The organism is Streptomyces sp. NPDC050448 (assembly GCF_040655295.1).
Taxonomy (GTDB): Bacteria; Actinomycetota; Actinomycetes; order Streptomycetales; family Streptomycetaceae; genus Streptomyces.
Genome location: NZ_JBFAJR010000015.1, coordinates 135,949 through 158,059 on the forward strand (window position 1 = coordinate 135,949; position 22,111 = coordinate 158,059).

The window sequence follows — 22,111 nt, forward strand, 5'->3', positions numbered from 1 at the left end:
GGGTTTCACCGGAGAAAGAGGGTCACGGTTTCGGATCGGCGGCGAAGAAGTCGACGATCGCGGAATTCACCGCGTCGGGCTTCTCCAGATATCCGTAGTGGCCGCATCCGGGGATCTCGGTGTACGTGGCGGTGGGAATGGCCGCGGCCACCTCGCGCGCCAGAGCGGCGCGGACGATGAGGTCGTCCCCGAATCCGATGACGAGGCAGGGAACGCGGATGTTCCGGTATTCCCGGAGCCGGTCGGGAATCATCTCCAGGCCCAGCTGTCCGCGCACCGCGGAGGTGTCGACTCCGGACAGCTCGAACACACCGAGCCAGTCCTGGAGCCGTTCCTCGTCGCCGAGCGTCTCGGGCGAGAGGTTCTGCAGCGCCTGCACGTAGGCGGCGTAGCGGGGCGGGAGCCGCATTCCGCTGTCGACGAGTTCGATGTCGGCGGCCGTCATGGCTCTGAGCAGGGTGTCGGTGCGGCCGGTGGTGGCCATGAGGACGGCCTGGCGGACCAGTTCGGGCCGGGCCACCAGCAGTTCCTGGACGACGATCGCACCGAGGGAGAAGCCGACGACGCGGCAGGGCGTCGTACCGAGGTGTTCGATGAGGCGGACGACGTCGGCCACCATGTCGGCGAGGGAGAATCCGTCCGGACAGGGGTCGGACGGCGCGATCCCCCGGTTGTCCACGGTGATCGCGCGGTAGCCGGCGCGTTTCAGGGCGGGAACCTGGTGCGAACGCCAGACCCGGCCGGGGGCACCGGTGCCGGTGACCATGACGACCGGTTCGCCGGATCCGTGTTCGTCGTAACTGAGGTTGATCCCGTCGATCCGGACGACCGGCATCGGCCCGCCCCTCCTCGCATGTGGTCTGTCGGTGGGAAAAGCCCGGGTCCGCCGGTGAGCCGTGGGGATACTCGCCGACGAACCCGGAGTGGGTGGTTCAGCGGCCCGACCAGACGGGATCGCGCTTCTCGGCGAACGCCCGCGGGCCCTCGACCGCGTCGCCGCTGTGTCTGCGGCGTTCCTCCCAGGGGTACCGGGCGGTGAACGCCTCCTCCAGCGGCATGTCGAAGGACTTCAGCGCCGCCTCGCGGATGGCGCGGACCGACAGCGGGGCGGCGCGGACGAGGTCCCCGGTCCACTCCGCGACACAGGCGTCGAGCCGGTCGGCCGGGACGACCTCGTTGACCAGCCCGTACCGCAGGGCGGTCGCGGCATCGAGTCGGCGGCCGGTGAGCAGCAGGCCCATGGCGACCTTCTGCGGCAGCTGCCGGAACAGCCGGAACACTCCGCCGGCTCCGGGGACCAGCCCGAGCCGTACCTCGGGGAGCGCGAACACCGCGTCCTCGGAGGCGACGACGATGTCGCAGGCCAGGGCCAGTTCGAAGCCGCCGCCGAGGGCGAAGCCGTTGACCCGCGCCACCACCGGCTTCGAGAGGGTGAAGCGGTCGGTGAGCCGGGGCCAGCCGGGCTGGCCGCGGCTGCCGAAGCTCGTCGGCGCGGTGCCCTCCGTGTCGAGCCGGGCCCGTTCCTTCAGGTCCTGCCCGACGGTGAAGGCGCGTTCCCCGGCGCCGGTGAGCACCGCAGCCCGCACCTCGTCGTCGGCCTCGACGTCGTCCCAGACGTCCGCGAGTTCCGCGTGCATCCGGGTGTCCATGGCGTTGAGGACGTGGGGGCGGTCGAGGGTGACGTACGCGACGTGGTCCTTCTTCTCGTACCGCACCCGGGGGATCGCGGCGTCGTCCGTCATGGGCGGCCACCGCCGAACCGGCCGGCCTTGTCGATGACGTCCTCGCCGTACAGGCGCAGCGCCTGCTGGAGGGCGAACTCCGCCATGTAGCGCCGGAACTCGTCGGGCGGTTCCTCGGCGAGGTTGAGCATGCGCCGGTTGGCGTTGACCGCCGGGGCCCGCAGCCGCTCCACCGCCCGTTCGACGGCCGCGTCGACGCCCTCCGGTTCGGTGACCTCGTCGATCAGGGTCCGGGCGTCCGGTTCGCTCGCCATGAGCCGACGGCCGTGCAGCACGACCTGGCGGGAGATCCGCGGGCCGCTGTGCCGGCCGAGCCGGAAGTTGGCGGCTCCGGGGACGATGCCCTCCTTGGCGGCCGGCAGGCTGAGGAAGGCGTCGGACGCGGCGATCACGTGGTCGAACACCATCAGGAGCTGTGCGCCGCCGCCGATGGCGAACGAGTCCACGGCCGCGATCCAGGGCTTCTCGACGGTGGGCGTGTGCCAGGACCCGTCGTGCTCGGTGAGGACTCCGCGGACGAGCTTGTGGATGTAGCCGATCTCGCGGCGGAGCAGGAAATCGACCAGCGAGATGTCACCGGCGTGCATGCTCTTGAGGTTGATGCCCGCGCTGAACACGCGCCGGCCCCGGTAGCGGGGGTGCGTCATCTCGCCGCCGCGCAGCACGCCCACGCGGACCTCCGGGTCGAGCAGGGCCAGATCGACGACGGTCTCCATGTCGTCGACCTGCCGATCGTCCTCGGCGTTCAGGCAGTCGTCCCGGCACATCGTCAGATGGGCCGCGCCGTCGCGGCGTTCGAGCCGTACGGAGTCGGTCAGGACCACGCCGGTGCGGCGGAATTCCGGCAGCAGGCGCAGGGCACGGGGCGTCGGCCGGAGCATCGCGTCCAGCAGGTGCGGGCCGGCCAGCGGGGAGCGCAGGACGGCCCGGACGAGGATGCCCTGGTCGATCTCGTGGCCCTCCTTGTCGGCCTGGGGCCGGCTCCGCTCCGACGCGAGCTGCTCGGCGGAGGGCACGAGGCCGGGGAAGGCCGCCGCGGCGGCCGCGACGAGTTCGGGGAGCCGCAGGGGCGTGGTGCGCCCGTCGGTGAGCCGGTCGTACACGGCGTCGGCGTGGGCGTCGAGGAACCGTGCGCGCAGGGCGCGGGCCGCGTTCTTCGCGGCGTCGGCCTCGGCCCGCTGCCGCGGTGAGCGCGCGCCGGGGAGCGGCAGCGACGCCGTGACCTTCTCGGCGTGTTCGGCGGCTTCGGTCAGGGCAGGCCAGAGGGCGCCGGATCCGGCGCCCTCCTCGGCCGGCAGGCCGGTCGTCACGCGGCGGCCTCCTCGCGGCCCTGGCGCAGGGCGCGGTCGCAGGCCGCCAGGCGGGGCCCGAGGGCGTCCTCGAAGCTGGTCGACGTCGCGTCGAACAGGAGCTGGCGCCGGATGGCGAGCTCTTTGCCGGACAGCCCGGCGAGCTGCTTCGCGGTGGCCGTGACCGCGTCCGACGGGTCCTCGGCCAGGTCGTCGACGAGTCCGAGGGCCAGGGCCTCGGACGCCTCGATGGGCAGTCCGAGGAGGACCGCGCGGCGGACCCTCGCGGCGCCTGCCTGCTGGACGAGCCGGTAGGCGGTCATCCCGGGCCAGGCCGCGTCCGCGTGCAGGGGCACCCGCAGTCGGGTGTCCGGTGCGGCGAAGCGGATGTCGGCGGTCAGGAAGACGTCGAGGGCGGTGCCGCCGCAGTCTCCGGAGGCCGCCGCGATCGTGGCCGCGGGCAGCCTCTCCAGACGGCGCAGCACGCGCTCCCACTTGGTGACCAGTGCCGTGGTCAGGCCGTCGGCCCAGCCCTCCCCGGGGGCGCCGGTGACCCGTACGGTCACGAGGGCGATGCCGGATTCGTCCTCGGCGCGGTCGCAGAGGGCGTCGATCTCCCTGACCGACGCGGGCGTCAGCGGCTCGGTCCCGTCGATCGTCAGCGTCAGTGTCTCGCTCAGCATCTCTCCCGCTTTCACCACTGGACCAGTGCCGTCTCAAGAGTGGAACCCGGCCCCATGGTCATGAGCACACCGAATTCGCCGGGCTTCGCGACCTGTTCGTCGAGGAGCCGTTCGTACGAGAAGAGGAACGATCCGCTCGACACGTTGCCGTAGTCGCGCAGGACCCCGACCGTGTGCCGCAGGTCGTGCCGGGTCAGCCCGAGGTTGACGATCACGGCGTCGATGACCTTCTTGCCACCGGAGTGGACCAGCCAGTGGTCGATGTCGCTCCGGCGCAGCCCGGTGCCTTGGAGCAGCCGGTCGACGACGATCTCGGCGTGTGCGCCGACGACGTAGGGGATCTGCGGGTCGAGGAAGAAGCTGAACCGGTCCTGGTCCCGGTCCCAGTCGTAGCGCATGGCGTCGATCGCCTCGGGGATGATGCAGCTGGCGAACTTGAGCACGGTGGGGCCCTGCGGCACCGGCGCCGTCTCGTCCGGACGGCTGCCCGCGACGAGCGCGACAGCCCCGGCGCCGTCGCCGAACAGGCTGTTGACGACGGCGGTGCGCATCGTGTCGTCCATGACGTAGGCGGCGGAACAGGCCTCCGTGCAGACGACCGCGGCGAGTTCGCCGGGATGCGCGGTGGCCCAGCCGGACACGACGCCCAGGGCGTTGAGGCCCGCGTTGCAGCCCATGCCGACGATGTCGCTGCGGCTGCAGTGGCGGTCGATGCCCAGTTCGCGGATGAGGTGCGCGCTGAGGCCGGGGGCGAGGAAGCCCGTGGTCGTCACCACGCACAGGTGGCGCAGGTCGGACAGTTCGGCGCCGGCCCGCTTCAGGCAGGCGCGCAGCGCGTCGGCGCCCATCTCGACGGCGACCGCCTTGTGCTTGTCGAGGAGGTCGCCCTGCCCCTCCGGGGCGCGGATCCCTTCCGCGTCCGGCTCCGGCAGGGTGAGGTGGCGGGTGTCGATCGCGCTGTTCGCGAAGACGGAAGTGACCTTGGGATCGGTGATCCCGAAGGCGTCGAGGACTTCCTGCTGGGTGTAGGTCGTGCCCGATGCGGCCGTGCCCACGCCGATGATCCGGGGCTGTAACGGAGTCCGCGGGTCCAGGCCCAGGCCCACGGGGCGTTCGATGCTGATGGTCACCGGAAGGTCCACCCCCACATGCGCGGCTTGCTGCGCGTATTCTGGCTGGTCGTACTGCTGGTCACGTGCTTCGCCCTTCTGTGTGCTCGGGATTGGCTCAGGACCGCGCGCTCTGGTCCGTGATGAACCGGACGAGTCGTGCGGTTCCCTCTTCGATCTCCGCGGTCGTCAGGTAGCTGGTGGACAGCCGGATGCCGTGGTGGCCACCGCCCTGCGGATGGAAGTACGCCATCGGTGTCCAGATGACGCCGTATTCCTGCGCGGACCGGGTCAGTGCCTCGTTGTCCGCGCGGAACGGGACGTTCAGGGTGAGGAAGAAGCCGCCGGTGGGCTCGTTCCAGCGCACGCCCAGGGCTTCCCGTCGCGCGGCGGGCAGGTGCGCGTCGAGGCTGGCGAGCGTGGCCCGCATCGCCTCGCCGTAGTGGGCGGCGGCCTCGGAGTTCAGCTCCGAGACACGGCCTCCGGCGGCGAGCAGGGTGCCGGCCACGGCGGCCTGGCTCAGCGACGAGGTGTTCACCGTGACCATGCTCTTGATCTTGGCGAGTTCGTCGGCGAGCAGGCTGGTGCGGCCGGAGTCGTCCACCACGCGCTGGTCCGCGACGGCGAAGCCGACCCGGGCGCCGGGGAAGACGGTCTTGGCGAAGGAGCCGAGGTGGACGACGCTGCGGGCGCGGTCGAGGGACTTGAGGGTCGGCAGCGGTGTCCCGGGGCTGACCATCCGGTACGGGCTGTCCTCCAGGAGGAGGATGCCGTGCCTCTCGGCGATGTCGAGCAGCTCGGTACGGGTGTCCGTGCTCATCGTGGTGCCGGACGGGTTGGAGTGGTCGGGGATCACGTAGAAGGCACGGGGGCGTCGCCCGAGGGCGCGCTCCCGAAGGATCGCCGCTTCGAGGTCGGCGCAGGAGAATCCTTCCTCCCGTTCCTCCACCGCGGTCACGGTGAGGTCCAGGAGCCGCGCCGCGCCGGTGATGCCCACGTAGCAGGGGCTGGCGACCAGGAGGACGTCGTCGGGGCCGGACAGCAGCGCGCGCAGCACCAGCAGCATCGCCTCCTGTGCGCCGACGGTCACCACGATCGACGCGGCGGGCACGTCGATGTTCTCGTCGGCGCGCAGGGAGTCGGCGATGATCTCGCGGATCTGGCCTGCCGTGGGGCCGTACTGGTACATCGCGGTACGGATCTGGCGGGCCGAACTGCCCTGCTCGGCCAGGTGGTCGAGGTACCGGCGGATGTGGGTGAAGATCTCCTCGGTGTCGAAGAACCCGTCGTAGGGGCGGCCGGGCGCGAACGATATGGCGTCCGGGTAGCGGTGGGTGACCTCGTTGAGGAAGTTCATCGTGTCCAGGACCGGGTCGGACACGCTGGTGTGCAGGTCGGCCTTGCTCAGGTCGGCGTCGCCCGCGCCGCCGCGCGCGGCAGCTGCCTTGGCAACCGCTCCGGGGACGGCGGCGGCCGTGGGCACCGGTCCGGGGGCGGTGCGCAGCAGTTCCGGGCCTGCGTCGGCGGCCGATCCGGTTCCGGTGAAGGCGAGCGCCCCCGCCAGTTCCGCGGCCAGGGCTTCCAGCACTTCCGCGACGCCTTCGCGTCCGCCGACGACCAGGCCTTCGAGGACCGGCCGGTCGAGGAGCACCGCGTCGGCGCCGGTGGCGAGCGAGACCAGGATGTCGGCGCCGCGCCGGACGCCGCCGTACAGCAGGACCGGGACCCGGCCGGCGACGGCCGCCGCGATCGAGGGCAGTGTGGCCAACTCCTCGGCCACGAGCCCGTCGGCGCCCCTTTCGAGCGCGAGCACCGCGTCCGCGGCCGTACGCACCCCCGCCACCAGCAGTGGAAGGGAGGCGACCGAGCGGAGCCACGCGAGGTCCGCCGCGCCGGCGCCGTCCCCGGCCGGCCGGCCGGGGCCCGGCGTGAGCACCAGGGCCTCGAAGCCGGCCGCCTCCGCGCTCCGTGCCAGGTCGCGCATGGTGTCACGGTCCCCGCCGGCGGGGAGACGCAGCCACAGGGGGCCGTCGGTCGCCGCGGCGAGTGCCGCGAGACCTGTGAACGCGCCCACCAGCACGGGCAGTCCGGTCCGGCCGGCGGCCCGGACCACGTCGAGCTCGTCCTCCGGCCGGACCGGTCCGGCCGGCAGGCCGACGGCGAAGGGCTGCGGCCACGTGCGGCCGAGGATCTTCGTCGCGGTGTCGGGCGGGCCCGGCTGCCCGGATCCGCCCTGCCGCAGCCCCGTCCGCCCGAAGACCTCCCGGTTCCCGGCGCTCTCGCGCTCCCGAGCCGGGAGGAATTCCGATGGTGCGGAGTCCAGCTCTTCCCGCGCCAGGCGCGCATTGTCGTCAAGACTCCGTGCGACCATGGATTCCCCCATGCGGCTTCAGTCGAATACCGGGCTCGCTTTCCCGCCGTCAGGATCACACGAATGCGGCGGCTCGAACAATGTCGTCCAACCGCTCGGGCCACTCACTTGGACGGTGTCTTTTCTTTTCACCACCCTTGCGGGAAACATGGAGCGTCGGCGAATTCCATGAGCGTTACCGGAAGGTCGGAACGGCTCCTGACCTTCAACTTGCGATAGATCTTGGTCAGGTGCTGTTCGACGGTGCTGACCGTGATGAACAACCGGCCGGCGATCTCGCGATTCGTGCAGCCCGACACGGCGAGCGCGCCCACCCTGCGTTCGGCGTCGGTGAGTTCGGTCAGCTCGGGGCCCGACCCGCTCCCCCCGACGGCGGTCGACTCGATGTTCACGGTCCGGTACGGCTCCCGGACCGGCGTCCCCGACCTTTCGAGCGCCGCCGACGCGGCCGCCAGGTCCGCCCTGGCCCGCCTCAGTTCCGGCTGATCGCCACACGCCTCCAGGATGCGTACGGCCTCGTGGAGCAGCGGCGGACGGTCGCGCACCGGGCCGGCGGCCGCGAGGCGGCGCAGCGCCGTCCCCCGGGCCTGGGACGGGCCGTCGCCGAGGCGGTCGAACTGCTCCTCGATCAGTACTCTCGCCCCACCGACGTCGCCCATCGCGAGCAGCGCCGCGGCGGCGTCGTTGCGCCAGTCCGCGAGTTCCGTTCCGTCCAGCCCCCACTGCACCATCAGGTCGCCGCACGACCGGAAGTTCGTCAGCGCCGTGTCCGGGCGGGCCATCGCCAGGTGGTAGCGACCGAGGGCCCTGAGGTAGGGCAACGCGAAGGGAGTGTCGAACATGACCGGCGGGACCGGCAGGTCGAGGTACGGCACGACCCCGTCGAAGTCGCCCAGTTCGGTCGCGGCTTCCACGGCCAGGGCCACGGGGAGGCCGACGACGATCCCCCAGGACAAGGGGGTGACGAGCTCCAGCGCGGTGTCCGCGGACCGCCCGGCCGTCGCGGCGTCGCCCCGGCGCAGCGCCGCCACCGCCCGGATCGTCTCCAACACGGCGCGCCGTACGGGGACGTGTTGGATCCCCGGCTCTTCGAGCAGCCGCTCGGACCGGGTCAGCGCCTCGTCCGGCCGGTGGGAGTGGATCAGGGACACCAGCGAGAGGAAGTGCGCGGACAGCAGGCTGCCGGCGAGGGTCCCGCGCAGCACCCGGTCGACCCCGCGGTGCTCGTCGCCGTCCTCGTCGGCGGCCAGGCTCACCGCGAGGCGCAGGAGGGCGAGCGAGGACGGCGGGCCGCCGAAGCCGTTCGAGGAGGCGGCCGGACGGCCCTCCGGACCACCCCTGGCACAGGCGTCCGGCGCTCCGGGCCCGGTCGTCGTCCCCCGGTCCGCGGTCCGGTCCTCGGACACCCCGCCGGCGTGGACCGGGAAGGCGATCCGTGCCCGCCCCGGGTGGCAGAACGACAGCCACCTGCGCGCGGTGGCGGCGGCGGACGTCGCGGTTGCGGTCAGCGGGTCGGCGGCCCGGCCCGCGTCACCGGCCTCGGCGATCCGCAGCAGGCTGTCGGCCTCGGTGAAGTCACCGCGCCAGAGCAGCTGTTTGACCGGGATGACGGCCTTTTCCCCGGTCAACAGGCCGGCGCCGATCAGCTGACCCAGCCGGTGGAGGTGACGGGGCGCCATGCCCGGGTCCATGAGCCACCGGGTTTCGGCCAGTGCCGCGGTGACCTGCGCTTCCTGCGCCTCGTCCACGCAGATCCCGGACGCGTGGCGCAGATAGGCCACCGCCCGGCCGAGGTCGCCGCAGTGTTTGGCGTCCCGGGCCGCCTCGCGGAGGATGTCGACCCTCCAGACGGCCCGCACCGAGTCGTGGGTGGCCATGAGCTGGTCGGCCACCTCCGATGCGGGGGCACCGCGCTCGTGGAGCAGTGCGGCGACGCGGCGGCGCATCGCGACGAGGTCCGCGGCCACCACATCGGACAGCACCGCCCGCTGCGCCCGTTCGTGCCGGAACCGCATGCCCAACAGCAGGCCGGCGGCGTTCAGATCGGCGAGGCTGCGTCGCACGGATGCGGTGTCGCCTCCGAGGAACTCGCCGAGCAGCGGCAGCGAGGCCGACTCCCCGAAGACGGCGACGGCGCGCGCGGCCTCGAGCATCGACGGTTCGCACCGGTGGAGGCAGCGCAGGACCGCGTTCCGGAAGGACTCGCCCGGCGCCGGCTCGCCGGGCCCGCCGAGCCCGCCGGAGCCGCTGAGCCCGCCGGAGTGCTCCGGGCCGTCCTCCATCAGGCGGTCCTCGATCAGGGCGTGCAGCAGCAAGGGGCTTCCACCGCTGACCGCCGCCCACGCTTCGACGGTCCGCCGGGACGGGAACGGGCCCCCGAGGCGTTCGGCGAGCTGCTCGGCGACGCCGGTCGGACCGAGCGGTGTCAGCCGGATCCCGTGGCAGTGGGGAAGGTTCAGGGTTTCGGCGTCCAGGGGCGCCGGCTCCGACCGGTGGCAGGAGCTCTCGCTCATCACGATCATCACGGCGGACGAGTCGATCCGGCCCACCAGGTGGCGCAGGCACTGCAGCGAGTGCCGGTCGGCCAAGTGCACGTCGTCCACGCCGAGGACGAGGGGCTGCCGCTCGGCGAGCTCGCACACGGTGCGGCTGATCCGTTGCAGCAGCCCGAGCGGGACGAGCGGGTTCCGCCCGATGTCGCCCGCGGGGACGCCGGCCCCGCGCTCCTCGGCGGCGAACGGGTCGGCGACCACGCCGCTCACCCGCATCGCGGTCGCCAACTGGTCGACGAGGCCGAACATGTGGAGCCGTTCGTCGGCCGAGGCGGTCACCGAAAGGAACAGGCCTCCGCGGTCCGCGGTCCGTTGGGCGAGCCTCTGGAGCAGAGCCGTCTTGCCGCTGCCGACGGGCCCGTGCACCAGGACGAGCGAACCCTTGCCCCGGACACAGTCCGCGTACAGCCGGTCGAGCAGATGGTGTTCTTCGTCTCTTTCATTGACCCTCACAGATCCCCCCGTAGGTACTGTGCGCGCCAGGGCGCGAAAAAGTTCAACTCCGTACTTTGCAAAACCGCCCAACAGGCCGGAAGAGAACCGAAGAACGCTTCCGACCTGCATGGACCGAGACACTGGGGGGGGTGGTCGCACGGTTCATGGCTTGAACCAAGGCGCTCCACGGAACAGCGTAACGAGTCGCCGGGGCAAATCGTGGTCCATTCTCGGCCACCGCACCGCATTCGGAGACCACGCGTCAAATAGAATTGACGATTCCCATTCTGGTCCGGACCACAGGAACCACCCGGGCCCCGCCGTGCCGTCCGGACGGGGCGGCGGGTCGCGGCCGGAGCGGAACGGCGTCGTCCACGGTCCGCGGTCGGCACCCGGCGCGCACGATCCCGGCCATGCCGGCGTGCCCATCGGCTTCGCGCCCGGCGACGGCCATGGCCCGCGTACCGGATACCCCGCGGCCGAAAGAGTCCGGAGATCGCAGGCTTCCGCACACCCCGCCTTTCCCAGGATTCTTTACCGCGCACTGTCCAGCTCGATTCCGCCGCCCTCGATAGCCGGATCCGCAATCGGGCTCCTATGGTTCGGGAACTCCTTTCATTTCCCGCCCGGAGGACCCTCATGACGGATTCAAGGAATACGGCGGATCCCCTCGCGGATCTTTCCATCGACTACGTCGAGCTCTACGTCGGAAACCTCGACTCGGCGGCGCGCGACTGGGTCGACCTGTACGCGTTCACGGTGGTCGGCACCGGCGGCTCCGCGGACCACCGCAGCCTCGCCCTGCGCCACGGCCGCACCACGCTGGTGCTCACCGAGGCGACCTCGGACCACCATCCCGCCTCGGAATACGTCGCCACCCACGGCGACGGCGTCGCCGACATCGCCCTGCGCACCGCCGACGTGGCGGCCGCGTTCGGCGCCGCGCTGGGCAACGGCGCACGCGTCCGGCGGCAGCCGGTCCGGCACGGCGGAGCGGGCCCCGAGGTCACGGCCGTCATCGAGGGCTTCGGGGACGTCGTCCACACCCTCGTGCAGCGCGCTCCGGACGAGGGGCCGGGGCTGCCCGCCGGTTTCACGGCGGCTCCGCGCCCGGACGACGAGCAGTCGGACGTCGTGGGGCTGCTCGACATCGACCACATCGCCGTCTGCCTCACCATGGGCGACCTGGAACCCACGGTCGCGTACTACCGCGACGTCCTGGAGTTCGAGTCGATCTTCGAGGAGCACATCGTCGTCGGCAGGCAGGCGATGGAGTCGGAGGTCGTGCAAAGCCGGTCGGGCAGTGTGACCCTGACCCTCATCCAGCCCGATCCCAAGGCCGATCCGGGCCAGATCGACGAGTTCCTCAAGGGCCACCAGGGCTCCGGAGTGCAGCACCTGGCCTTCTCCTCCCGGGACGCGGTCCGCTCGGTACGCGCGCTGGGCCGCCGCGGCGTCACCTTCCTCACCACCCCGTCCGCGTACTACGACCTGCTGGGCGAGCGGATCGCGCTGGGCCGGGAGCGGCTGGAGGACCTCCGGTCGACGAACGTGCTCGCGGACGAGGACCACGGCGGGCAGCTGTTCCAGATCTTCACGGCCTCGGTCCACCCGCGGCACACGCTGTTCTTCGAAGTGATCGAGCGGCAGGGCGCCGAGACGTTCGGAAGCTCGAACATCAAGGCGCTGTACGAGGCGGTGGAGCTGGAGCGGACGGGCCAGCGTGGCTTCGGGCGCTGACCACCCGGCGCTCGGGACGGCGGCCGTCGAGTCGGAGGCCGCGGGTGCCTCCGCCCCGGCGGCGGCCGCAGCCGGGGCCGCGCTGCGCCTGGCCGACTTCGAGCGCGCCGCCGCCTCCGTCCTGCCGCCCGCCGTACGGGACTTCATCGCCGGCGGCAGCGGGGACGAGACCACGCTCGACGCCAACCGCAGCGCCCTGGACCGCGTGTTCCTCGTCCCCCGGGTCCTCAGGGACGTCTCGCGGGTCTCGACCGACACCACGCTGCTCGGCCGCCCGGCCACCCTCCCGGTGGCCGTGGCACCGATCGCCTACCACCGGCTGGTGCATCCGGACGGCGAACTCGCCGCCGCCCGGGCGGCGAAGGCCGCCGGGGTGCCGTTCACCGCGGGCACGCTGAGCAGCGTCCCGATCGAGGAGATCACGGCGGTCGGTGGGAGCGTCTGGTTCCAGCTGTACTGGCTGCGGGACACCGCGCAGCGGCTCGACCTGGTCCGCCGGGCCGAGGAGGCGGGCTGCGAGGCGCTCGTGCTCACGGTCGACGTCCCGTGGATGGGGCGCAGGCTCCGGGACGTACGCAACCGCTTCGCGCTCCCCGCGCACGTGCGTGCGGCGAACATCACGACCGCGGGCACGGCGCACCGGTCGACGGCGGGTGCCTCGGCCGTGGCCGCCCACACCGCCCAGTCCCTCTCCCCGGCACTGACCTGGTCGTCCGTGGCGGAGCTGCGGGAGCGGACGGAGCTCCCGCTGGTACTGAAGGGCGTCCTGGCGCCCGAGGACGCGGCCCGGGCGGCGGACTGCGGGGTCGACGCCGTCGTGGTCTCCAACCACGGTGGCCGCCAGCTCGACGGGGCGGTGCCCAGCATCGACGCGCTCCACGAGGTGGTGCGGGCGGTCGGCGGGAACAGCGAGGTCCTGCTGGACAGCGGCGTGCGCAGCGGCACCGACGTGCTCCGGGCCCTCGCCCTCGGCGCGTCCGGCGTCATGGTCGGCCGTCCGCTGATGTGGGGGCTGGCCACCGCCGGGGAGGCCGGCGTGGCACGGGTGCTCGAACTGCTGGCGGAGGAACTCCGCGACGCGCTGGGGCTTTCGGGCTGCGACGGCGTCGCCGCGGCGGCGGGGCTGCGTACCGTCCGCTGAACCGACGACGAAGGGGCCTCCCGCCGTGTCGGCGGGAGGCCCCTTCGCCACGCCGTCCAACCGTCCGCTTTTCACACTTGGACGGCTCGGACGGCTCGGACGTTTCAGCTGATCTGTGCCATGTCCTCCTTCACCCGCACGGCGAACTCCGACCACAGGTCGGCGAACTGCCGGGCGAGATCGGCGACGATGTCCCCGCAGTGGGGCGGCACGTTGCTGATGATCGCGTCCCACTCCTCCCTGCGGAGGCTGTGCAGGGCCAGCAGGCGCAGCAGGTTGCGTCCGGTGTCGGTGAAGCGCAGCGCCGGATCCGCCTTCAGCCGGCTGACGAGCGCGGCCCGGTCGCGTACGGACACGCCTCGGGCCCGGCCGGGCCGCTGGGCGAGGACCAGCCCGCCGAACTCCGCGCGCCCCGCGACATCGTCGTCGGCGCTCGCCGTGCCCGGCGTGCCCCCGGCGCTCTTCCTCGCGGTGGTGCCTCCCGCCCCGGTGGCGCCCCCCGCGCCGGGCTGCTTCCTCCTGCGTGGTTTCGGCAGCAGTTCCTCGCCGTTGCGCAGGCGATTGCGCACGTCACGTGCCGTCTCCGGCGAGATGCCCGCCGCTCGGGCCACCTGGCGCAGCGACAGTTCCGGGTTCTGGAGCAGGAGCTCGCCGGCCAGCACGCGGCCGACGCTGCCGTCGACGGGGCGGAGCCGGCCGTCTCTGCCGATCCGCCGGACGTCGGACTCCACTTCCCGGACGGTCCTTCTGCGGATGTCGCCCACGGTCCCCGGGGAGATCCCGGTGACCGAGGCCACTTTGCGGTCGGACCACTGTGGATGCGAGGTGGTGATGCGTTCGGCCGCGCGTTTGCGGTCCGCCAGGGCCAACGGCAGACCGTGCGTCACGTTGAGCTGGACCGCGAGCACGAACGCCTCGGCCTCCTCGCCGTCGAAGAACCTGACGGCGATCTTGTCCTCACCCCGTAGCCTGGCAGCCTTGAGGCGATGGAATCCGTCGATGACCCGCATGGTGGGCCGGTGCACGACGATGGGCGGCAGCGGGTTCTGGGCCGCGGCCAGTACGTGCACGTGCTCGGGTCGCTCGCCGGAGAGCCGCGGCGAGCCGACCAGCCTGAGCGAACCGATCTCGACCTCCACCACGGGCTGCTGATTAATCTCCTGTTCCACGGATGCCACTCCAGCTCCTCACCGACTCGCAGATAACGCGTGGGAGTCAGTGGACGCCGCGAGAATCCGGTTCGTTACCCGTGCTGCTCTCATGCTTCCCCCATGACGAATGACCCAGAACATCTCTGCCGGAGCGCGCATTCGAATGTCGGGGGAGAAATTAACATTTACCCGTTGAACGTTGTAACCCCTGCCCGAGCGACCCCGCCCACCCCTACCCCTAGGGGTATGACCGCTCCGATGTGAAGGGTCCGTGAATTCCGGCGCGGAGTCGGAATAACACGGGGGAAGGGCCGGCCGGGCCCCCGGGTGGGGGCCCGGCCGGCCCTTCCCCGGCGGGTCCCTATGCGGTGCGCAGGGCTTCGGTGGGTTGCATCCGGGCCGCGCGCAGCGCGGGGAGCAGTCCGGCGACCGCGCCGATCGCGATGGCCGCGCCGAGTCCGCCTCCCCAGGCGAGTACCGGAACCACGGTCGCCCAGCCCTTGACGTTGGCGTAGACGGCGGTGGCGACGGTGCCCAACGCCACTCCGACCACGCCACCGAGTGCGGCGAGCAGGATCGCCTCGCACAGGAACTGCAGTCGGATGTTCCCCTTGGTCGCTCCGAGGGCCCGTCGCAGGCCGATCTCGGAGCGGCGTTCGAGGACGGAGATGACCATGGTGTTGGCCACGCCGATGCCGCCCACGAGCAGGGCCACCGCCCCGAGGCCCAGGAAGAGGCCGTTGAGCGCGGACTGCGTCGCCGCCCTGGCCTCCAGAGCGGCCGAGGGCTGGCTGACGCTGACCTGATCGGCGCTCGCCGGGTTGGCCGTCGCGGCCAGCAGGGACTGGACCGCGGCGACGTGGTCGGTGTCGGCCCGTACGTAGACCATGGACGGGTGGCCGTCGAAGTTCAGGTACTTCTGCGCGGCCGGGAAGCCGACCAGCACCGAGGAGTTGATCTCGGGCGCCAGGGTCGCGGGGTTGAGGATCCCCGTGACGTAGAACCACTGCCCGCCGACCCAGATCCGCGTTCCCGGATGGATGGTGTCTATGCCGAGGCGGCCGGCGGCCGCCGAACCGAGTACGGCGGCCGGCTGCTCGGCCGTGGCCGCGTTGAGGTACTTGCCCTTGGCCACGGACGTGCGCACCGCCTCGGGCAGGTCCAGGCTCGTGGCGTTCACGGAGATGCCGTTGGTGTTGATGCCCGGGATGTAGGGGTTGCGGAACGCGTTGGCATCGGTCTTGCCGGTGCTCTGGACCGTTTCGACGTACTTGACCCGGCCTATCATCGCCGGTGCGTCGACGGGCAGTTTGGCGGTCCCGCCACCGAGGACCCGGCCCGGGGTGACGGTGAGCAGGTTGGTGCCCAGCTTGTCGATCTCGGCCAGCAGCCCGGCCTGCGAGGAGGCCGAGAGCCCCATCACCGCCACCATGGCGGCGACGCCGATGGCGATGCCCAGGGCCGACAGGGCGGCCCGCATCCGCCTCGTCCGCAGCCCCACGCTGGCGGTTCGGGCCAGATCGCCCGGACGCATCCGGCCGGGAGGGGCAGCCGTCGTGGTGGTCATGGCAGGTGCCTTTCCCTGGTCGTGGCCTCGTCGTCCGAGCCGACGTCGGTGACGATGTGACCGTCGAGGACCTCGATGCGGCGCGGCATCTGCGCGGCCAGTTCACGGTCGTGGGTGATCACCACGATGGTGGTGCCTTCGGCGTTGAGCTCTTTCAACAGCTTGAAGATGGCGGCCCCGTTGACGCTGTCGAGGTTGCCGGTCGGCTCGTCGGCCAGCACGATCGCCGGGTTGCCGGCCAGCGCCCGGGCGATCGCGACCCGCTGGCGTTCGCCTCCGGACAGCTCCGGCGGGCGGTGATCGGCCCGGTGGGCGAGCCCGACCCTGCGCAGCGCCGCGGCCGCCGCCTTCAGCCGCTCGCCGTGCCGGGCGCCCGAGTACAGCATTCCGTCGGCGACGTTCTCCAGGGCGGTGGCGTGCTGGGCCAGGAAGAACTGCTGGAACACGAACCCGATCCGGCTTGCCCGGAGTCCCGCCAGGTCGCGGTCCGACATCGCGGCGACGTCGTCACCGACGATCCGGACCGTTCCCGAGGTGGGGCGGTCGAGGCTGCCCATGACCTGCAGCAGTGTCGACTTCCCCGAGCCCGACGGGCCGACGATGGCCACCAGTTCGCCGCGGTGGATGGTGAAGCTCGCCTTGTCCAGCGCCACCACCGGCGACGCCCCGGGATACACCTTGGACACCTCGTGCAACTGGAGGACCGGCTCGCCCGTCTCCCGTGTTCCTGTTCCGCCCACGCACGCTTCCGTCTCCACACTGGTCATGAGCCCGGCACCACCACGTTCTGACCGGCGCGCAGACCCTCGCCGGTGACCTGCACGGTGCCTGCGCTGTCGTCGAACAGTCCCGTGGTCACCGGGACGAGGGTGTGCTTGCCGTCCTCGTCGACGACCTCGACCGCGTACCCGCCGCCGGCGCGCGCCAGCAGCGAGTCCACCGGCACCGACAGCACGTCGTTCACGGTCTCGGACACGATCGCGACCTGTACGGGCGCCTGGTCGAGTTCGCCGGTCGCCTTCGCGTCGAGCGGTTCGATGAGGACCTCGACGGTCATGCTCTGGTCCGTCTTGGTCGCCACCTTGCCGACCGCCGAGACCACCCCTTCGGTGCTCTTGCCGTTCGGCAGGGTGATCAGCGCCTTGTCGCCGGCCTTCACGGAAGCCTGCTGGCTCGCGTTGAGCGCGACGGTGACCTGGCGCTTGGTCGAGGAGCCCTTCATCAGCACCGCGCCGCTTCCCGCGGCGCCACCGACCATGCCCTCGACCTTGGTGACCCTGAGCGCGTCCACCGGCAGGAACACCGCTTCCGCGGTCGTCAGCTGCCCGGTCTCCTTGAGGCCGACGGCGTCCTGGAGTTCCATGAGGGCCCGGCGGGTCGCCCGGCTGAAGTAGTCCGACGTGGGATCGAGTTCGTCCTTGTCGGCGTAACCGAGGGCGACGAGGGCGGCGTTCAGCTGCTCGACGTCCGCGCCCTCCATGCCGCGGGACAGGTCCCGGTACAGCGGAACGGATCCCTTGAGCAGGACCACCGGCTTGCCGTTCACCCAGTACAGGGCCTTGCCCTGGGCGATCGCCTCGCCGACGGCGGGCAGCTTCGTGACCGTACCGCTCGCGTTGTTGATCACAGGAAGGTCGCCCACGTACCCGAGTGTCCCGTTCTGCTGCGTCCGCGCGGAGAGCGTGCCCTGGGTCACCTTCGCCAGGGAGGTCGCGGAAGCGGCACTGGCGATGGCGGCGTCGTCCTTCGTCCTGGCGTCGAACGGATCGGTGACGGCTATCCCCGCCGCGCCGCCCACGGCCACCAGGGCCACCACGATCGCGGCCGCCCTGACGCGGCGGCGCGGCCGACGGGGGCGCACCTCCTGATCGGCCGGCGGATCGACGGCGTCCGCGTTCTCCGAAGGGATCTGTGTGGCAGTCACGAACCGCTCCCGGGGCGCTCGACGAGACCGTCGCGTCCGAATTCCGCCGGCCCGAGGCCGATTTCCGCCGGCAGGGCGACCTTGGCGCTGCGCCGGCGCGTCCGCCGTTTCCCGGCCCCATTCCGATCGGCCGCACTGTTGGCGATGACAGCCATTCGACTCTCCATTACTCGCTGGATTCCCGGCAGGCTCCTTTCTACGGGGGCGGCGGTTTCGGCGGCGTTTCGTGCCTCCGGCCGAGCCGGAAGGCGTACTTCCGGGCGAAACCGTGCGGAAACCGCTGGTAGAACATCCTGGAAGCTCGCTCCTGGGTGAGCGTGTCCGATGTGCCGGCGGAGAGAGGGCGACCAGTGCGGGTGCTCGTGGTGGAGGACGACGAGGAAATGGCCCAGACGGTGGCCGTCGGTCTGCGCCGCGCGCAGATGGCCGTCGACGTGGCGCTGGACGGGCCCGGTGGTCTCGAACGCGCGATGTGCAACGACTACGACGTGATCGTGCTCGACCGGGACCTGCCCGGCATGCACGGTGACGCCGTGTGCTCGGAGCTGATCGCCGCCGGGAACCGGAGCCGGGTCCTGATGCTGACCGCCGCGGCGACCGCGGAGGACCTCGTCGACGGACTCAGCCTGGGCGCCGACGACTACCTTCCCAAGCCGTTCGACTTCCCCGTACTGATCGCCCGGATCGGCGCCTTGGCACGCCGGGCGCATCCCGCCGTACCGCCCGTCCTGCGGCACGGGGACCTCGTCGTGGACACCGCCCGGCGCGATGCCCGCCGGGGGGAACGCCAACTAGAGCTCGCGCCGAAGGAGTTCGGCGTCCTGGAGGTGCTGCTGGCCTCCAAGGGCCGCGCCGTTCCGGCCGAGGAGCTCCTGGAGCGGGTCTGGGACGATGCCGCGGACCCCTTCACCAGCGCCGTGAAGATCACGATCAGCCGGCTGCGGGCCAAGCTCGGGAACCCCCCGGTCATCGAGACCGTCGCCAAGCGCGGCTACCGGATCTGAGGGCCCGTGCCTGCCATCTCCCGTCTCGCGGGGCGCGGGGCCCGCCGACGTCTCCCCCGCCGCACCGTGCGCCTGCGGATGACCCTGCTGTACGGGGGGCTCTTCGTCCTGTCCGGAGCCGCCCTGCTGGGTGTCACCTACGTCCTGGTGCAGCGGGCCATCGGCGGGCAGCCGCCCGAACTGTCGTTCAACGAAGCCACCGAGCCCGGTGTCGTCCCCGCGCAGCCGCCCCAGAGCAGACAGAGCGCGTTGAAGACGCTCGCGGAGCAGGCCCAGGACGCCATGGCCGGTCAGATCGCCGACACCATGCACCAGTTGCTCGTCCAGTCCGGGATAGCGCTGGCCCTCATGCTGGTGGTCTCCATCGTGCTGGGCTGGATCGTCGCCGGACGCATGCTGCGCCCGCTGCGGACGATCACCGCGACGGCGCAGGAGATCTCGGCGACCAGCCTGCACCGGCGGCTGGCCCTCGACGGGCCCGGCGACGAACTCAGGGAGCTCGGCGACACCTTCGACGGGCTGCTGGCCAGGTTGGAGGACTCGTTCCAGGCGCAGCGCCGGTTCGTCGCCAACGCCTCCCACGAACTGCGTACGCCGCTGGCCCGACAACGGGCCCTCGGCCAGGTCGCCCTGTCCGACCCCGAGGCGACCGTCGAGTCCCTCCGACAGGCCCACGAGCGCATCCTCGCCGCGGGCGCCCAGCAGGAGCGGCTCATCGGCTCCCTGCTCACGCTGGCCCGGAGCCAGGGGGGCATCGACGTCCGGGACCCGTTCGATCTGGCCCGGCTGACGGCCGAGGTCGTCGAGTCGCGGAAGGCCGAGGCGCACCGCCGGGCGGTGACGTTCCGTACGTCCATCACACCGGCGGTGCCCTCGGGCCACCGCACCCTCGCCGAGGGCCTCGTCGCGAACCTGATCGACAACGCGCTGCGGTACAACGTGCTCTACGGCCACGTCGAGGTGTCCACCCGGACCGTGGAGGGCCGGGCGACGCTCACCGTCGGCAACACCGGTCCCCTGGTGCCGCCGAGCGCGATCGAGCAGCTCTTCCAGCCGTTCCAGCAGTTGGGCGTCACCCGGGCGGCACGGACCGAAGGCCTCGGGCTCGGCCTGTCCATCGTGCAGGCCATCGCCCACGCCCACGACGCCGACCTCACCACCCGGGCGAGGTCGGGCGGCGGCCTGACCATCACCGTGACGTTCCCGGCGATACCCAGGCGATCATCTCTTCCGGGTGCTGCCTGACTCGCGCCCACTGGACGTTCCCGGACGGACTTGTCAGGGTGTTGCCCCTGACAAGTGATCGCCGAGGACACGTGGGGCACGGGTGCTTGTGGTGCAGGACGACGAGAAGCCGGTCCGGACGGCGCGCCGGACCCGCCGCACGGTCCGGGCGAGGATGACACTGCTGTACGGAGGCCTGTTCCTGGTCTCCAGCACCGCCCTGCTGGCGATCACCTACGCGCTCGTGCGGCACAACCTCGGGGCGGATCCCCCGATGGGCATGCGCTCCGACTTCCTCTCCTCGCCACCCGGTGGTGACGCCCCCCTGCCGCCCGGAACCCCTCCGTGGCCGGCCGACGGGCAACCCGAACGGGTGGTCGCCATCGACCTGCTCTCGGAGCAGGCCCGCGCGGCCCTCGCCCGTCAGCGGTCCGACGTCATGCACCAGCTGCTCGTCAACTCGGGGATCGCCCTGGCCCTGATGCTGGTGGTGTCGATAGTGCTGGGCTGGATCGTCGCGGGCCGCATGCTGCGCCCGCTGCGGACGATCACGGCGATGGCGCGGGACATCTCGGCCACCAGCCTGCACCGGCGGCTGGCCCTCGACGGGCCCGGCGACGAACTCAGGGAGCTCGGCGACACCTTCGACGGGCTGCTGGCCAGGCTGGAGGACTCGTTCCAGGCGCAGCGCCGGTTCGTCGCCAACGCCTCCCACGAACTGCGTACGCCGCTGGCCCGACAACGGGCCCTCGGCCAGGTCGCCCTGTCCGACCCCGAGGCGACCGTCGAGTCCCTCCGACAGGCCCACGAGCGCGTCCTCGCCGCGGGCGCCCAGCAGGAACGGCTGATCGAGGCGCTCCTCACGCTGGCCCGCAGCCACGCGGGCATCGAGGTCCGCCGGCCCTTCGACCTGACGGGGATCGTCCGGGAGGTCGTCGAGGCTCGGGCCGACGAGGCGGACCTGCGGACCGTGAAGGTCCACACGTCGTTGGCGACGGCCGCGACCCTGGGGCACCGGCCGCTCGCCGAACGTCTCGTCGTCAACCTCGTGGACAACGCGCTGCGGCACAACACCCCGCACGGTGAGGTACGGGTCACCACCGGGACCGTGGACGGTCACGCCGTCCTCACCGTCACCAACACCGGTCCCCCGGTGCCGCCGGAGGCCGTCGGCCGGCTCTTCCAGCCGTTCCAGCGGCTCGGTGCCACCCGGGCCGCGCGGGCCGAAGGCCTCGGGCTCGGCCTGTCCATCGTGCAGGCCATCGCCCACGCCCACGACGCCGACCTCACCACCTCCACGCGGCCCGGGGGCGGCCTGAGCGTCACCGTCGCCTTCCCCACCGCGCACGAACCCGCACCGCCCGTCCGGCGCCGGCCACCCCTGTCGGTGCACTGACGGCGGGCGCACCACGACGAACGCCGTACCGCTCCCGTCGTCGACGGGAGCGGTACGGCGCGTGATGCGGGCGGGCCGTCTACTGCGGCGCCGGTCCGGGTCCCCCGGACTGGAACTGCTTGGGGCCGCCGGCGATCTTCTCCAGGATCGGCTGGCACGTCTTGTCGGCCGCCTTGAAGACCGGGCCCTGCGGGTCGACTCCCAGCGTTTCGCCGTTGACGTCGAGCCCGCCCTCGGCGTTGGGGTCGGGGAACTTCGGGACCCCGTTCTCCCGCATGCACTTGGAGTACGCCAGGGAGGCCTCCGCCACCCCGGCGGGCGGCGAGGCGTTGACCGCGGGCAGCAGTTCCTTGCACTTCTTGTCCGCGGCCTGGGACTGCGCCGACTTCATGTCGACGGAGCCGTCGATGTTGAGCAGGCCCTGGGCATTGGGATCGGGGAAGTTGGCGACTCCGTTCTCGCGCATGCACTTGGCGTACGCGAGGGTGCTCTTCTTGTCGCCCGAAGCCGCCCCCTTCGAGGCGTTCGGAGCGGCCCCGCCGGAGCCGCCGGAGCCGCCGCCGTCGCCGGACTCGCTGCACGCGACCGCGAACAGCATGATGGCCGTCACCCCGGCCATGGAGGCCACCAGCTTCCGGGCCCGTCGCGACCGACCGGTGCTCGTGCTGTTCGGGCGACCGCGGCCAGAGGCACCTTGCATGTCAATCTCCGTCTCTTGTGGAGGTTCCTGGCGGCTCCGTGCGCGACCGGGCGCGCACGGAGCGAGGACTCTTGATCGAACGC

General features: G+C 71.9%; 18 protein-coding genes. 5 read left to right on the forward strand and 13 right to left on the reverse strand.

Features of this window, described 5'->3' with window-relative positions; all coding sequences use genetic code 11:
- Positions 1 to 22: 22 nt before the first annotated feature.
- From AB0I68_RS19890 to AB0I68_RS19920, 7 genes are all read right to left on the reverse strand, one after another.
- Complete coding sequence (locus AB0I68_RS19890) at positions 23 to 835, reverse strand: alpha/beta hydrolase (RefSeq protein ID WP_363178642.1); 813 nt, start codon at positions 833 to 835, stop codon at positions 23 to 25.
- 97 nt (positions 836 to 932) lie between these two features.
- A complete protein-coding gene (gene dpgD / locus AB0I68_RS19895; protein ID WP_363178643.1) occupies positions 933 to 1,742 on the reverse strand; it encodes an enoyl-CoA-hydratase DpgD in 810 nt (269 codons plus the stop codon).
- Positions 1,739 to 2,995 (reverse strand): (3,5-dihydroxyphenyl)acetyl-CoA 1,2-dioxygenase DpgC, encoded by a 1,257-nt coding sequence (gene dpgC / locus AB0I68_RS19900; RefSeq protein ID WP_363178663.1) that lies wholly within the window; start codon positions 2,993 to 2,995, stop codon positions 1,739 to 1,741. Before dpgC ends, dpgD begins: the two co-directional genes overlap by 4 nt.
- A 53-nt stretch (positions 2,996 to 3,048) precedes the next feature.
- Positions 3,049 to 3,714, reverse strand: a complete 666-nt coding sequence (gene dpgB / locus AB0I68_RS19905; RefSeq protein WP_363178644.1) for an enoyl-CoA-hydratase DpgB — start codon at positions 3,712 to 3,714, stop codon at positions 3,049 to 3,051.
- Positions 3,715 to 3,725: 11 nt separating this feature from the next.
- Positions 3,726 to 4,838: a 3,5-dihydroxyphenylacetyl-CoA synthase DpgA gene (gene dpgA, locus AB0I68_RS19910; RefSeq protein ID WP_363178664.1), complete on the reverse strand. Its 1,113-nt coding sequence runs from the start codon at positions 4,836 to 4,838 to the stop codon at positions 3,726 to 3,728.
- A gap of 103 nt (positions 4,839 to 4,941) precedes the next feature.
- Positions 4,942 to 7,206 carry an aminotransferase class I/II-fold pyridoxal phosphate-dependent enzyme gene (locus tag AB0I68_RS19915; RefSeq protein WP_363178645.1) on the reverse strand — a complete coding sequence of 755 codons (2,265 nt, stop codon included), beginning with the start codon at positions 7,204 to 7,206 and terminating at the stop codon, positions 4,942 to 4,944.
- 116 nt (positions 7,207 to 7,322) lie between these two features.
- A complete protein-coding gene (locus tag AB0I68_RS19920) occupies positions 7,323 to 10,199 on the reverse strand; it encodes an AAA family ATPase (RefSeq protein ID WP_363178646.1) in 2,877 nt (958 codons plus the stop codon).
- 621 nt (positions 10,200 to 10,820) lie between these two features.
- Between AB0I68_RS19920 and hppD the strand changes: the two genes are divergently transcribed.
- Both hppD and AB0I68_RS19930 read left to right on the forward strand, forming a co-directional pair.
- A complete protein-coding gene (gene hppD, locus AB0I68_RS19925) occupies positions 10,821 to 11,921 on the forward strand; it encodes a 4-hydroxyphenylpyruvate dioxygenase (RefSeq protein ID WP_363178647.1) in 1,101 nt (366 codons plus the stop codon).
- 82 nt (positions 11,922 to 12,003) lie between these two features.
- Positions 12,004 to 13,062: an alpha-hydroxy acid oxidase gene (locus AB0I68_RS19930; RefSeq protein WP_363178665.1), complete on the forward strand. Its 1,059-nt coding sequence runs from the start codon at positions 12,004 to 12,006 to the stop codon at positions 13,060 to 13,062.
- A 104-nt stretch (positions 13,063 to 13,166) separates the two neighbouring features.
- Here the strand turns inward: AB0I68_RS19930 and AB0I68_RS19935 are convergent, their stop codons facing one another.
- The 5 genes from AB0I68_RS19935 to AB0I68_RS19955 all read right to left on the reverse strand — a co-directional run bounded on the left by AB0I68_RS19935 (position 13,167) and on the right by AB0I68_RS19955 (position 17,859).
- Positions 13,167 to 14,240 (reverse strand): ParB N-terminal domain-containing protein, encoded by a 1,074-nt coding sequence (locus AB0I68_RS19935; RefSeq protein WP_363178648.1) that lies wholly within the window; start codon positions 14,238 to 14,240, stop codon positions 13,167 to 13,169.
- Between the two features lie 334 nt (positions 14,241 to 14,574).
- A complete protein-coding gene (locus tag AB0I68_RS19940; RefSeq protein WP_363178649.1) occupies positions 14,575 to 15,780 on the reverse strand; it encodes an ABC transporter permease in 1,206 nt (401 codons plus the stop codon).
- On the reverse strand, positions 15,777 to 16,547 hold the full coding sequence (locus AB0I68_RS19945; RefSeq protein WP_363178650.1) for an ABC transporter ATP-binding protein: 771 nt from the start codon (positions 16,545 to 16,547) through the stop codon (positions 15,777 to 15,779). Before AB0I68_RS19945 ends, AB0I68_RS19940 begins: the two co-directional genes overlap by 4 nt.
- Positions 16,544 to 17,704: a peptidoglycan-binding protein gene (locus AB0I68_RS19950; RefSeq protein ID WP_363178651.1), complete on the reverse strand. Its 1,161-nt coding sequence runs from the start codon at positions 17,702 to 17,704 to the stop codon at positions 16,544 to 16,546. The genes AB0I68_RS19945 and AB0I68_RS19950 overlap by 4 nt, the downstream gene beginning before the upstream one ends.
- Positions 17,701 to 17,859: a hypothetical protein gene (locus AB0I68_RS19955; protein WP_363178652.1), complete on the reverse strand. Its 159-nt coding sequence runs from the start codon at positions 17,857 to 17,859 to the stop codon at positions 17,701 to 17,703. Before AB0I68_RS19955 ends, AB0I68_RS19950 begins: the two co-directional genes overlap by 4 nt.
- A 195-nt stretch (positions 17,860 to 18,054) precedes the next feature.
- Between AB0I68_RS19955 and AB0I68_RS19960 the strand changes: the two genes are divergently transcribed.
- From AB0I68_RS19960 to AB0I68_RS19970, 3 genes are all read left to right on the forward strand, one after another.
- Positions 18,055 to 18,708, forward strand: coding sequence for a response regulator transcription factor (locus AB0I68_RS19960; protein WP_363178653.1), 654 nt, complete (start codon positions 18,055 to 18,057; stop codon positions 18,706 to 18,708).
- A gap of 78 nt (positions 18,709 to 18,786) precedes the next feature.
- Complete coding sequence (locus tag AB0I68_RS19965) at positions 18,787 to 19,953, forward strand: HAMP domain-containing sensor histidine kinase (RefSeq protein ID WP_363178654.1); 1,167 nt, start codon at positions 18,787 to 18,789, stop codon at positions 19,951 to 19,953.
- Positions 19,954 to 20,044: 91 nt separating this feature from the next.
- On the forward strand, positions 20,045 to 21,328 hold the full coding sequence (locus tag AB0I68_RS19970) for an ATP-binding protein (RefSeq protein WP_363178655.1): 1,284 nt from the start codon (positions 20,045 to 20,047) through the stop codon (positions 21,326 to 21,328).
- A gap of 79 nt (positions 21,329 to 21,407) precedes the next feature.
- Here the strand turns inward: AB0I68_RS19970 and AB0I68_RS19975 are convergent, their stop codons facing one another.
- Positions 21,408 to 21,947, reverse strand: a complete 540-nt coding sequence (locus tag AB0I68_RS19975; RefSeq protein WP_363178656.1) for a hypothetical protein — start codon at positions 21,945 to 21,947, stop codon at positions 21,408 to 21,410.
- Positions 21,948 to 22,111: the final 164 nt, after the last annotated feature.